The sequence below is a fragment of the Candidatus Chloroploca mongolica genome (assembly GCF_004762035.2).
In the GTDB taxonomy this organism is placed as follows: Bacteria; Chloroflexota; Chloroflexia; order Chloroflexales; family Chloroflexaceae; genus Chloroploca; species Chloroploca mongolica.
In genome coordinates, this window is the sequence record NZ_SIJK02000012.1 from 40523 (window position 1) to 54186 (window position 13664).

At 58.1% G+C, this 13664-nt stretch carries 7 protein-coding genes; 6 read left to right on the forward strand and 1 reads right to left on the reverse strand.

All coding sequences use genetic code 11. The features are described from left to right. The first annotated feature begins 34 nt into the window (after window positions 1-34). Window positions 35-3106 carry a malto-oligosyltrehalose synthase gene (treY, locus tag EYB53_RS08690; RefSeq protein WP_135477814.1) on the forward strand — a complete coding sequence of 1024 codons (3072 nt, stop codon included), beginning with the start codon at window positions 35-37 and terminating at the stop codon, window positions 3104-3106. Between the two features lie 92 nt (window positions 3107-3198). On the opposite strand, the gene EYB53_RS08695 is transcribed toward treY, so the two are convergent. Further along, window positions 3199-4929 (reverse strand): cyclic nucleotide-binding domain-containing protein, encoded by a 1731-nt coding sequence (locus EYB53_RS08695; protein WP_205712614.1) that lies wholly within the window; start codon window positions 4927-4929, stop codon window positions 3199-3201. Window positions 4930-5146: 217 nt separating this feature from the next. Between EYB53_RS08695 and EYB53_RS08700 the strand changes: the two genes are divergently transcribed. The 5 genes from EYB53_RS08700 (at window position 5147) to EYB53_RS08720 (ending at window position 13618) form a co-directional block, all read left to right on the forward strand. Next, entirely contained in the window at window positions 5147-6955 is a 1809-nt protein-coding gene (locus EYB53_RS08700; protein ID WP_135477815.1) for an aldehyde ferredoxin oxidoreductase family protein, read from the forward strand. A 1-nt stretch (window position 6956) separates the two neighbouring features. Continuing rightward, window positions 6957-8078 (forward strand): glutamate 5-kinase, encoded by a 1122-nt coding sequence (gene proB / locus EYB53_RS08705; RefSeq protein WP_135477816.1) that lies wholly within the window; start codon window positions 6957-6959, stop codon window positions 8076-8078. Next, window positions 8075-10816 (forward strand): excinuclease ABC subunit UvrA, encoded by a 2742-nt coding sequence (uvrA, locus tag EYB53_RS08710; RefSeq protein WP_135477817.1) that lies wholly within the window; start codon window positions 8075-8077, stop codon window positions 10814-10816. The genes proB and uvrA overlap by 4 nt, the downstream gene beginning before the upstream one ends. 208 nt (window positions 10817-11024) lie before the next feature. Continuing rightward, window positions 11025-12665, forward strand: coding sequence for an LbetaH domain-containing protein (locus tag EYB53_RS08715; protein ID WP_135477818.1), 1641 nt, complete (start codon window positions 11025-11027; stop codon window positions 12663-12665). After that, on the forward strand, window positions 12662-13618 hold the full coding sequence (locus EYB53_RS08720) for a response regulator (protein ID WP_135477819.1): 957 nt from the start codon (window positions 12662-12664) through the stop codon (window positions 13616-13618). Before EYB53_RS08715 ends, EYB53_RS08720 begins: the two co-directional genes overlap by 4 nt. Window positions 13619-13664: the final 46 nt, after the last annotated feature.

The following is a 13664-nucleotide window of genomic DNA, read 5'->3' on the forward strand; positions in this document are numbered from 1 at the left end:
GTCTTTGGATCGCTTTGTAGAGTGAAAGAAATCCATGAAAACATCACTTCGCCCCCAGGATAAAGAAGGCATCGAGCAACTGTTGCATCAGTTGCCACGCCACCTTCCCCGGGCAACGTACCGTCTTCAGTTTCATGCTGATTTCAACCTTGACCAGGGTGCGCAGCTTGCCGGGTACCTGCAACGCCTTGGCATCAGTGATGTCTATGCGTCACCAATCTTGACGGCCCGTGCGGGGAGTCCCCATGGGTATGACATTACGGACCATAGCCAGATCAATCCCGATCTGGGTGGCAACGAGGCCTTCAAACGCTTCAGTGACACCCTGTTGCGGCATCAACTTGGCCTGATCCTTGATGTGGTGCCCAACCATATGGGCATTGGTGATCTGCGCAATACATGGTGGTCGGATGTGCTCGAGAATGGACCGTCTTCAATCTATGCGCACTATTTTGATATTGATTGGGATCCTGTGCGCCCTCAGTTGCGCGCTAAAGTGTTGCTCCCCATTCTGGGGGCGCAGTATGGCGATGTGCTCGATGCCGGTGAATTGCAACTTCGCTATGCTGGCGGTGCGTTCTTCCTTGCCTACTACGAGCATCTCTTCCCGCTTGATCCATGCAGTTACGCCGATCTGCTTGGCTATAAACTTGATGCCTTGATCAGCGAGCTTGGTGGCGATCACGTCGATGTGGTCGAGTTGCAGAGTATTCTGACGGCCCTCTCGTATCTGCCTGCCCATACCGAGGTAGCCCCGGAAAAGGTACTGGAACGCAATCGCGAAAAAGAGGTGATTAAACGACGGCTGGCCAATCTCTATGAGCAGAGCGAATCTGTTCAGGTGGCGCTGGAGGCAACCCTGGCCTTCTACAATGGCACGCCAGGTCAACCCGAGAGTTTTGATCGTCTCGAGCAGTTGATTGCAGGTCAGCCGTATCGCCTCGCGTTCTGGCGGGTTGCCACCGAAGAGATCAATTATCGCCGTTTTTTTGATATTAACGATCTCGCCGCGATCCGCGTCGAGTTGCCCGAGGTTTTGCAAGCAACCCATCAACTGGTGTTTCGTCTCCTTGCCGAAGGACGGGCAACCGGCCTGCGGATCGATCATCCCGATGGCCTCTGGCGCCCGCCCGCCTATTTCCACCAGTTGCAGGCAAGCTATCTTGAATACTGGGCCGCCGCAACCCTCAAAGCCGATGGTCTTGAAGCCGGTGAGGAGGCCGCCGACTCAGCCATCTTTGACCACGTTGCCGCTTGGATCACGCAGACTCTTGCGCAGAGTGAGCACGAGGGTGTTGCGTGGCCGCTCTATGTGGTCGCCGAGAAGATTCTGTCGGCTGGGGAAGATTTGCCCGCTGATTGGGCCGTGGCTGGCACAACTGGCTACGATTTCTTGAATGAAGTCAATGGTATTTTTGTTGATCAAGCGGCACGCAAGCAACTTGATCGCCTCTATACCGATGTGGCTGGCGTGCAACCGCGCTTTGCTAATCTCGTCAATAGCAAAAAGAAAGAGATCATGCTCGTCTCGCTGGCGAGTGAGATCAATACCCTGAGCCATATGCTCGACCGGCTCACCGAGCGCAATCGCCACTATCGTGACTTTACGCTCAATAGCCTCACCTTCATTATCCGTGAAGTGATTGCCTGTCTGCCGGTCTACCGCACCTATATCAGCGGTCTTGACACCGTCACGCCCTGGGACGAGCGCTATGTTGAAGCCGCTGTGCGCGAGGCCAAGCGCCGTAATCCTCGTACCGCCGAGACGATCTTCAATTTTCTCTGCGATACGCTATTGCTCCGCAATCTCGACAGTTTCGCCGAAGATGCCCGCCCCGAGGTGATCCGCTTTGTGATGAAGTTCCAGCAGATCAGCGGGCCGGTGATGGCCAAGGGCGTTGAAGACACAACGTTCTATGTCTATAACCGCCTGGTCTCGCTCAATGAGGTCGGTGGGCATCCCGAGAACTATGGGCATAGCGTTGAGTATATGCATAAGCATGCCGGTCATCGCAGTACACGCTGGCCCTCTTCGATGCTCGGCAGTTCGACCCACGATACCAAACGGGGCGAAGATGTCCGCGCCAGGATCAATGTGCTCTCAGAGATCCCTCAGGAATGGCGTCAGATCGTCAGTCGCTGGACACGCCTCAATCTGCGCAAAAAGAAGACGCGTGATGACACGACCATGCCCTCGCGCAACGATGAGTACTTGCTCTATCAGACCCTGGTCGGGGCCTGGCCTTTTGCCAATGGCGCAACCCCTGATCCCGAGGTCTATCGCGGTGAGGCACTTGAAGGTTTCCGCGAGCGCATTGTCCAGTATATGGAAAAGGCTACCCGTGAGGCCAAGGTGCATACGAGTTGGGTCAATCCCGGTGCCGACTATGATACCGCTGTCCGCCGCTTTGTCGAGGGTGTCCTTGACCCACGGCGGAGCGGGCGCTTTCTCGATAGCCTCGCGATCTTTGCCGAGCGCGTCGCTTTCTTTGGCTTTTTCAATAGCCTGGCCCAGACCCTGATCAAACTGACGGCACCAGGGGTGCCTGATATTTACCAGGGCTGCGAGCTCTGGAATTTGAGCCTCGTTGACCCCGATAACCGCCGTCCGGTTGATTATGCCTTGCGCGAACGCTTGCTCGATGAGATAGTCACGCGGTATGAGGCTGGTGAGCAGGCAAGTTTCGCGCAGGAGTTGTTCGAGCAGATCACCGATGGTCGCATCAAGCTCTATCTAACCTACACCGTCTTGCAACTGCGGCGTGCTAGACCAGAGCTCTTCGTCGAAGCCGGCTATCTGCCGCTTGCCGCCGCCGGTGACCGCGCCGACCACGTGGTCGCCTTTGCCCGCCAGAGCGATGCGGGCGAACTGCTCACCGTTGTCCCACGGCTGCCGTTGCGCCTCGCCAATGGCGACCGTCTGCCCCCAACTGGTGAGCGCTGGGGCGAAACGCGCCTGATCGTTCCCCACGCAGTCGATGGCACCCACTACCGCGACCTGTTTACCGGGGCTACCCTGACGATCGCTACCCACGATGATCACACCGGCTTCTGGATGCGCGATGTGCTTGCCCAGTTCCCGGTAGCGTTGTTGGAACAGATCTGAGCGATGGAGTGTCCCCTCCACGTCGTGGGAACCAACTGCGCTTGAGGCAACAGCCCGGGCCTCACCTTCGTGGGAACCAGCCGCGTAACTGTTCACATGTGGGGTAACAGGCAAGCCTGGGAGCGAGGGCGTCCCGCCCTCGGAATGCCTTCGAGGGCGGGACGCCCTCGCTCCCAGGAGAAGCGTGAACAGTTACCCAACCGCACCTTCGTTGGAACCAGCCGCGCCTGTTGCAACCGCCCAGGCCGCACCTTCGTTGGAACCAGCCGCGTCTGTTGCAACCGCCCAGACCGCACCTTCGTTGGAACCAACCGCGCCTGTTGCAACCGCCCAGACCGCACCTTCGTTGGAACCAACCGCGCTAGCGCGGCTGGTTCCAACGGAAAAACCTCTTCCACCGGAACCAGCCGTAACGACCCCGTCGGACACCTGCTAACACACGTCAGGTCGTTGTACCCATGGCACAGGTCGCATTTGTCGGCGCGATGCGTCGGCCGCGCTGGCTCCAGCGGAATCATCGGGCTCCGCCGCAGGCGATCGCTCGCTGCCCGCAGCATTGTCACCAACGGTCCACGCTGGGGACGCTGGTGAGGCAGCGGGACACTCGCGACGGCATCGTAGGGGCACGCTTCAATGCATTTGCCACAACCCGTGCAGGCGTCGGTGATGATCAACACACCGTTTTCGGTGCGCTCGAAGGCGTCATCAGGGCAGACTTCCACACATTCAGCACCGACACTGCATTGCCGACAGGTATCCACAACATCAAACTGATCAATCATCGCCCCATTCAGACTCAAACGGGCGCGCCCATGGCGATCGGCACATGCCTGTTCACAGATGCGACACTCTGGTGGACAGAGTTCCGGGGTGCGTACGAGAAGATGGGTGCCACGCAGCAGGCCCTTCGTGACCGCCAGTTCAACCTGGTGCTTCCGCTCTTCATCATTGCTCACCTTCTCCGAGTTGTTGATACGGGCTTCGATGACCTGGCGCAGTTGCGCTTCAAGTTCCGGACGCTCTTCAATCAGGCGGTAAAATTCAGCCCCTGGCAGGGCAAGCACATCGGTAGGGGTTAGGGCACGCACATTCGCCCGATGAGGCTTGCTGGTCAGCAACGCCATCTCACCAAAGAAATCACCTTCGCCCAATGTAGCAATGGTCACGCCATCTTGTTCGACCATCACCTGACCATTCTCAACCAAATAGAGCGAACTCGCCGGTTCGCCCTGACGGATAATCAGGTTGCCCCGGGCAACATGCATTGGTTCCAATAACCCCGCCAAGGCCAGACGCTCCATTGGGAAGAGTTGACTCAACAGGGGGACGCGCGCCAGGGTACAGTCAACCATTCGCTGCTTGTAGACACGACGCAAAGCCGCAGTCAGCATGGGCATACTACTCATTGCGTCGCGGAGTTCGGCAATCGGTATCTGCAAAAGGTGGCAGTCGGTTTGCGTCAGTGCACTCATCCGCCGAAAGAAATCACCAAACAGCGGTCCTTCGCCAAAACAATCGCCACGTGACAATGCTCCCATCAACACATCGCGGCTATCTTTGTCACGCAACCGCAAAAACAGGCTCCCCTGTAACATAATGAAGAGGAACCGATCCTGTTTCTGTTGTCCTAGCAGCGTCGCCCCCGCAGGGAAAGCGCGAAACGTGCTCATCGCCAGCAGACGGCTCAATTCACCGGGCGGCACATCTTGGAAGCAATCAAGGCACGCCAGCACCGCCAGCGCTTCTTTACGCCGCATACTCTCACGCTCAACTCGCGCCTGCGCGACAGGCGAACGGGCTGGTGAAGGTTTTTTTGCAGCCATTACTAACTACCTTAGGTCTCATATGCATGAACTTTAGGGCGCTAGCCCTAAGAACCCATATGTATGCTGGTGAGAACGGCCAGCGGCGCTGGCCGTTCTCACCAGCATACGTATGACGAACTACTCACAAGCCTGAACCCTACTATAACATACCAGATTGCGCGAGCAAGGTATAATAGGAAAAGAAGATGATGTAGCATTGTGAGCAATGTACCTTATGGCTCTCCGTACTCTGACCATTGACCTGGCACGCGGTCACGCTCGCCAGTTTTTGCCGGCTACGGTCGAACGCGATTATCTTGGTGGTCGTGGCGCAATCGCATGGCTGCTCTGGCATCACCTGCCACCCGCTACGGCCCCGATGGCCCCCGAAAATGTGCTGGTCTTTGCCGCAGGCCCCCTCGCTGGCACCTCTGCGTTTGCCTCGGGCGGCTTTGTGGTTGGAACCCGCTCGCCCCTGACTGGCGCAATTGCCTATAGCTGGGCCCAGGGTCACTGGGGGGCACAGTTGCGCCGAGTTGGCTACGATGTGCTCGTGATCCGTGGCCAGGCTCCCGCTTGGGTCTATCTTGCGATCGAGGGCAATCAGGTGCATCTACACTCCGCAACGCATCTGCTCGGTGCTGATACGGTTGCAACCGCCGCGATGCTTCAGACGCAGCACGGCGATGATGCCACTGTGCTCGCGCTTGGCCCCGCCGGTGAGGCCGAGGTTGCCTATGCCAGCATTGTTGCCGAGGGTCGCTACCCCGCTGAACCCGCCGGCACTGGCGTTGTGATGGGTTCGAAACGCCTTAAGGCGATCGTTGTCCGCGGTGGCCCACCCTTGACAGCCCACGATCCGCAGCGTATGCAGGCCGCCCTTGATGTCATCCGCCGCCGCGTTGAAAGCAGCCTCTTTGCCGCCGGCCTCAGTGAGGTTGGCAGTAGCCATCTCCTCGGACGCGCTGTCGAGTCGGGCGCACTCACTGAACGCAATGGACAACGCGGACACGTCAGTGACCATATGCTCACCATCAGGGCCCGCCTCACTGCACATCCCCGTGAATCGCGTGGCTGCCAGGGTTGCCCGATGCCCTGTTATTTCGATCTCTTCCAGAGTCCCGAGGTGCGGCGGCCCGTGCCCGAACTTGAATGTGTCGCCGGGTTTGGGGCCTGGTGTGGCATCACTGACGTTGATTGCCTCACCCTCCTCGCTGACCGCTGCCTCCGTCTCGGGCTTGATCCTGTTGCCACCAGCGCTGCCGTCAGTTTTCTGATGGAGTGCCAGGAGCAGGGGCTGACCCAACAGAAGTCGCTCGCCTGGGGCGATGGCGAGGCAGTACTCAGTGCCGTCGAGAATCTCGGTCGCAAGCACGAGAAACGTGATCTGCTCTCGCTTGGTGTTGGTGAGATGCAAGGCGTCTTCTGGGGTAGTGAAGCGTTTGCGCCTCAGGTCAAGGGCCAGGCGATGCCCGCCCTCGATGTGCGTGCTTCCTATCTGCTGGCCCTTGCGACCGCGACCGCCCCCATTGGCGGCGATTATCGCTATGCGATGGCCTACGAACCCTTCCATCCCGCGCCGCCTCCGTGGATTCCTGAACAGTCCGGGATGCCCCACGACTCGCATGGCAAGGTTGCCCGCCTCATCTGGCACGAGCGCTTCGCGGCTGTCCTCGATGCCGCCGGGATCTGCCGACGCCTTGGGTTGCTGGGCTATCAGGTTTCACCCGGTGAACTCCTTGCGCTGATCGCTGGGGCAACCGGGGTTGTCTTGACCGGCGCCGATATGTCCCGCCTCGGTGAACGTATTCTGACGGTCGAACGCCTCTTTGCCCGTCGTTATGCCGATAATGACGGCGTTGATACGCTCCCCCTCCGCTGGCTGCGTGAGCCGCTTGAAGATGGCCCCGCCGCCGATCAACTTCCGCCCCTTGCGTCGATGCTCGCCGCATATTATCAGCGCCACGGATGGTCGCCTGCGGGCGATCCGACTCCCGAACGCTTGGATGAGCTTGGCATTAAACGTCCAACGAGTAGTGCTTAGTATGACAAACCTTCCTTCACGCCTTGTGATCAAGCTTGGTACCAGTGTCCTTACCGCTGGTACCGATCGCCTCAATCGCCCGTACCTCGTTAGCCTCGCTCGCCAGGTCGCCGACCTGCGCGCTCAGGGTGTCCAGGTGCTCCTTGTCTCGTCCGGGGCCGTCGCCGCTGGCCGCGAACGCCTCAATGATGCGCCCGATCACCGCTCTCGCGCCAATGTGCCCCTCAAACAGGTCTATGCTGCCGTTGGGCAGAGCCGCCTGATGCACCTCTATGAGCAACTCTTTGAGTTGTATGGCCTCCAGGTCGCTCAGGCCCTCTTGACCCGCGATGACCTCCGCGACCGTCGACGTTACCTCAATGCCCGCAATACGCTCTTGCTCTGCATCGAGCGCGGCATTGTGCCGATTATCAATGAGAATGATGCTGTGGTCACCGCCGAGATTCGTGTCGGTGATAACGATAATCTTTCGGCTATGGTCGCTGGCCTCGTTGACGCCGATCTTTTGCTGATCCTCACTGATATCACCGGTCTCTATACCGCCGACCCACGCAATGATCCCAGCGCTGAATTGATCAGTGAAGTCGAGGTGATCGATGAGCGGATCTGGAGCATTGCCGGTGCCGCCGGAACCCATCGTGGTACCGGTGGCATGCAGACCAAGATCCAGGCCGCTGAATTGGCGACCCGCGCCGGGACCACCGTCGTGATTACCTCGGGTATGCAGCCCGATGTGGTGCTCCGCGTTGCCCACGGTGAACGCCTCGGTACCCGCTTCCCGGCGGCGGCGAGCCACCTCGACTCGCGTAAGCGCTGGATCATCGCCGAAACAGCCCGCCAGAGTCGCCTCGTTGTTGATGCAGGTGCTGTCCAGGCCCTCCGCTATCAAGGTCGTAGCCTCTTGCCCGCTGGCATTGTGGCCGTCGAGGGTGAATTCGACCGCGGCCAGACGATCCGTATCTTTGACCAGGAAGGCCACGAGATCGCCCGCGGTCTGACCCAGTATCGCGCTGCCGATGTGCGTACGATCAAGGGCCTCCGTTCCGCCCAGATCGCCGAGACCCTTGGGTATGAGTATGGCCCTGCCGTCGTGCATCGTGATGACATGGTGCTGATGTCATGAACTGGATTATTGTCCGTGGTGCCCGCGAGCACAATCTTAAAAATATTGATGTGCGCTTGCCCCGTAATCAGTTGGTGGTTATCACCGGTCTCTCGGGTTCGGGCAAGAGTACGCTGGCGTTCGATACGATCTTTGCCGAAGGCCAGCGGCGTTATGTCGAAAGTCTTTCGGTGGCCGCTCGTCAGTTTCTTGGCCAACTTGCCAAACCAGATGTTGATGCCATCGAGGGCCTTTCGCCAGCGATTGCCATTGATCAGCACAGCGGTAGCCGTCATCCACGTTCAACGGTCGGAACCGTCACCGAAATCTACGATTTTTTGCGCCTCCTCTTTGCCCGTGCCGGTCAACCCCACTGCCCGCAGTGCGGCCTGCCTCTCATCCGCCACTCGGTGCAAGAGATGGTTGATGCGATCCTTGCCCTCCCCGAGGACAGTCGCCTGCTCTTGCTCGCGCCACTGATTGCCCAGCGTACCGGCGATCACGTGCTTGTCTTTGAGGAAATGCGCCGCCGTGGCTTTGTCCGCGTGCGCGTCAATGGCGATGTCCGTGACCTTGATGAGGTCATTACCCTCGATCCTCTACACAGCCATACGATCGAGGTGGTGGTCGATCGCTTGATTGTCCGCCATCCCCCCATTAACGTGGCTCGCCCCCGCGCTGATCAACTCGCTGAACATCCTGATCGCGTGCGGATCACCGACTCGGTCGAGACTGCCCTCAAGCTTACCGCAGGACGTTTGCTGGTGCATACGCTCAATGGCGCAACCCTGAGCTTTTCACAGGCCTATGCCTGCCCCGATCACGGGTCGATCAACCTCTTCAGCCTCGAACCGCGCCATTTTTCGTTCAATAGCCCGCACGGTGCCTGCCCAACCTGTGATGGTCTGGGCCATGTCGCTGAACGCGATCGCGGCGCGTACCGTGACCGCGAGTTGCTTGCGTCTGCGTTATCTGATGACGCCCCCGCTGATGAAGAAGAGACCGACGAAGCCGCGCTGTTCGATGGGGCGTTCCAGATCTGCCCTGCGTGCCACGGCGATCGACTGCGGGCTGAAGTTCGGGCCGTCACCTTTGCCGACCAGACTCTGCCCAACATCAATCGAATGCCGATTACCGAGGCGTTGGCATGGACCCAAAGGATCTTGATGCTGGTGGAGGAAAAACCGCCCACGCTACCAGCAGACCATCCTCCAACCGACGCTCGCCCCGCCTCCACAGAAGCGGGCACGGCACCCACAACCCTCACCACACGCCAACGCTTGATCGCCGCCCCGCTGCTCAAAGACGTCGTCGAACGCCTCGCCTTCCTTGTCGATGTTGGCCTCGGCTACCTCACCCTCGACCGGGCGGCCACGACCCTCAGCGGTGGCGAGAGTCAGCGCATCCGTCTGGCAACCCAGGTTGGCGCAGGTCTCGCGGGGGTGATCTATGTGCTTGACGAACCAAGCACCGGGCTCCACCCCCGCGACCACGAGCGCCTGTTGCGAACGCTCATCCGCCTGCGCGACCTCGGCAATAGTGTGCTGGTCGTTGAACACGATGAGGCGACGATCCGTGCCGCCGATTGGATTGTTGATATTGGCCCCGGCGCTGGCCTACATGGCGGCGAATTGATCGTCAGTGGCACCCTCGAAACCGTGCTCGCCGAGCCGCGCTCACTCACTGGGCAGTACCTCAGTGGCAAGCGACGAGTCCCGCGCCCAACGCAGCGACGCCCCGGCAATGGCCGTTTCCTAACCCTTCGCGGTTGCCGTGAGAACAATCTCCACAATCTCGACGTGACGTTTCCGCTCGGATGCCTCGTGGTCGTCACCGGTGTTTCAGGGAGTGGCAAAAGCAGCCTCGTCATGGATACGCTCTATCCTCGCCTCGCCCAGGAATTGCATGGTGCCCAGGGGCGCGTTGGACTCCACACGAGCCTCGAAGGACTCGCCGCCATTGACAAAGTTGTCGCGATTGATCAGCACCCCATCGGGCGCACCCCACGCTCAAATCCAGCCACCTACAGTCGCGTCTTTGACCCAATTCGCAACCTCTTTGCCGCCACCACCGAGGCCCGCGCCCGCGGGTACGATGCCTCACGCTTTAGCTTCAATGCCCGGGGTGGCCGCTGTGAAGCCTGTCGTGGCGAGGGCCTGATCCGCGTCGAAATGCAGTTCCTCCCCGATCTCTTTGTGCCCTGCGACCGCTGTGGTGGGACCCGCTACAACCGTGAAACCCTCGATATACGCTATCGCGACCAGACCATTGCCGATGTGCTCGCCATGACCGTCGCCGAAGGTGCCGAGTTTTTTGCCCGTGTTCCTGCGATTGCCGAACGGCTGCAAACTCTGCTCGATGTTGGCGTCGGTTATATTCGCCTCGGCCAGCCGGCCAATACCCTCTCGGGGGGTGAAGCGCAACGCATCAAACTGGCAACCGAACTGGCCCGTCGCGCCACTGGACGCACCCTCTATATCCTTGACGAGCCAACCAGCGGCCTGCACATTGCCGATATCGAACGCCTCTTGAGCATCCTGCATCGCCTCGTTGATGCAGGCAATACCGTTATGGTGATCGAGCACAACCTCGATGTCATCCTGCACGCCGACTGGGTGCTTGACCTGGGGCCCGAGGGTGGCAGCGGCGGCGGGCATCTCGTCGCCGCTGGCCCCCCTGAAACGGTGATGCAAGTCGCCGCCTCACCCACGGGGACATACCTTGCCAGACATCATGCTTCACTGGCTACTCAAGGTTAACATAATCTGTTGACGATAGGGCAAGCCATCGTGTACAATACCAATACTCACCCCTACTGCGAAACCACGCATGGTTCTCGTAATGCGACTGTAACCTCGCCTACTTGTGATCCCGGTCGCTACATCCTATAGTACTTCGTAGGGGATGTATGCCGTCAAGGTGGGTAGTTACTATCTCTCATGTTGTCGTGCAAGAAAGGGGATCTCGATGGAGCGCATCATCATCCGCGATCATGAACCGATCGCTCCGTTTGCTGAACCCGCACGCGAATTACGCATTCTGAATAAGCCCCTTTGGTTACTCCAACGCGATCTACTCAAACAGCATTGCAAAGGTAGTCTTGAAATAAATTCAATTCAAGATCTTTTTACTGAACAAAATAGCAGCACCGATGAATTATTAGTGTATCGCGATAATCTCTATTTTAATGCCAATCTGATCGATGCGTTCATCAGTGCCGCACGCGCTTCGGGGCGTGCCTGCCAGATCGCGTTTCGTGCCAGCAATCCTGCCACCGGCGTGCGGGGTGACCCCACTATCGAACGCCATGCCTTGCAGTTGACCCGTGGTTTTGTCGCACGCACCGCGCAACCCTGCCTCGATGAAGGTCGCGAAGCGTACGCCGATGTCTATCTTGCCGAACTCTACTATTTCCCTCACGGCCCCGTTCAAGACCCCACCCCGCTTATTATCGAAACCCAGAGCCACGAGATGGGCTATTATCATATCCCAAGCTATATGGCGCATAAGGGCGATCTCACCTATCAGATCCCGCTGCGCGCTTTTCTTTCCCTTGAAAGCTGGGTGCATGTCTTCATCGCCAATATCTTGATGGGTGTCTTCACCTATGCGGCAGCGCAAGATGTCAAAATGAGCCGCGCTCGCCTCAAAGATATGCTGCACTGGAAACGCGAAGACTGGCGCATCTTTGTTGATAAGGCCGGCTTCTCTGCGGCGGCGATCTGGCAACGCCTCAATCCCTTTGAAGAGATGTGGCGCAACCATTTCCTCGCCTCCCACGCCCTCGTCAAAGTGGGCAAAAATTGCTCGATTGATCCTTCGGCAACCATCCACGGGCCAACCGTGATCGGGGATAATGTCTATATCGGCCCAGGCGTTGTGATTGCCAATAGCATCATCGGTAATAATGTCAATGTGATGCAGGGAAGCCAGGTGATGCTCAGTGTGGTCAGTGATCGCTGTTTCCTCCCCTTCAATGCGGGTCTCTTTATGACCACCTTGATGGAAAATAGTATGGTCGCCCAGAATTCCACCCTGCAGTTGACCGTTGTTGGCCGCAATACGTTTATCGGGGCCAATAATTGTTTTACCGATTTCAATCTGCAAAATGAACCAATCAAAGTGATGCATCGCGGCGAAGCCGTTGAAGTGCATCTCCCCGTCCTGGGGTCAGCCGTTGGCCATAATGTAAAAATCGGCAGTGGCTTTGTCGTCTACCCTGGACGAATGATCGAGTCGAATACCGTTATAATCTTTGATCATGATCAGGGCTTGATTAGCAAGACGGTCAGGGGGCACGATGTCGACGACGTCAACGTTGGTACCGGTGAACCACGCCGAATTATCTATCACTGGCCCAATGTCTACCACGATCCAGCTCAACCAGACCATCCTGAACCACCCAAGGCCTCCCTTGATCAGATCCAACCAGCCTATCCCAACGGAAGCTACCATTCCAATGGCGATCACCTCGATGCGTCTGCTTTGCACGAGCATCAGTCGTTGCCAGCCCCTGCTCGATCAATCAGTCAACCGACTGGCTCTGTCAGCCAGCAGCACCAGCGCGTCGGTGTTTCTCCCACCAGTGCGAGGAGGTCAATCCGGTGAGCAAAGAACGTATTCTAGTCGTTGAAGACCAGCCTGATATTTCCAACCTGCTCAAGATCTATTTCACATCGCGTGGTTACGAGGTCTTCACCGCGATGCGGGGTTCCCATGCACTGGAGATCTGTAGCAAAACACCACCCAATCTCGCCCTCCTCGATGTCAATCTTCCCGATATGGAAGGCTATGAAATCGGGCGGGTGTTACGGGCCAACCCCCGTACACGCCATATTCCGATCATCTTTTTGACGGCACGCGGTGAACGCCGTGACCGTCTGATCGGCCTCGGTGAAGTGCAGGCTCAGTACTATATCGTCAAACCCTTTGATATCGAGGAAGTTCATACGATTGTCAAGAACCAGCTCGATGAGGCCCGGCGCAAAAATCAATTGCACCCCGTCACCAATCTCCCTACCGCCGAGTTGATCAATGAGCAACTCCGTAATCTCTTGACGACCCAGGGCTGGGCGATGGCCCAGATCCATATCAATGGCTTCGAGACCTTTACCCAGAGTTATGGCTCGGTTGTGGGTGAGGATGTGCTCAAGTTTACCTCGTTGCTCCTCAATGAGGGGGTCACCGAAGTTGGCGTAGGTAACGCTGATGAGTTTGTCGGCCAGATGGTGGTCGGACCTGATTTTGTCGTGACCTCAACCCCTGAACGGATCAAGCTGATCTGTGAACATCTGGTAAATCGTTTTGACGAAGAAATCGGGTTACACTACAATTTTCGTCATCGTAAACAGGGCTTCCTGGAGATCACTGATGAAAATGGAACGATGCGCCAGGTGCCGTTGATGTCGCTCGCTATCGGTGTCCTGAGCAGTCAGGACGGTCCGTTTTACGATATCCGTGAACTCAGCGAGACGGCTGCCGAAACACGTCAGCGCGCCACTCATCAGGCTCGTGAGCAGGGCCGTAAGAGTTGGATTGCCTATGGTCGGGGACATGCCTAAACAGAAGTTGTCCGTTCAGGCTCTTCAGAAAGCTGCTTCATCTCCG

Coding starts and splice junctions, on each gene's coding strand:
- EYB53_RS08700 (WP_135477815.1), top strand. CDS start 5,147: ATGGCTCTCCGTACTCTGACCATTGACCTGGCACGCGGTCACGCTCGC.
- EYB53_RS08695 (WP_205712614.1), bottom strand. CDS start 4,929: ATGGCTGCAAAAAAACCTTCACCAGCCCGTTCGCCTGTCGCGCAGGCG.
- treY (WP_135477814.1), top strand. CDS start 35: ATGAAAACATCACTTCGCCCCCAGGATAAAGAAGGCATCGAGCAACTG.
- EYB53_RS08715 (WP_135477818.1), top strand. CDS start 11,025: ATGGAGCGCATCATCATCCGCGATCATGAACCGATCGCTCCGTTTGCT.
- proB (WP_135477816.1), top strand. CDS start 6,957: ATGACAAACCTTCCTTCACGCCTTGTGATCAAGCTTGGTACCAGTGTC.
- uvrA (WP_135477817.1), top strand. CDS start 8,075: ATGAACTGGATTATTGTCCGTGGTGCCCGCGAGCACAATCTTAAAAAT.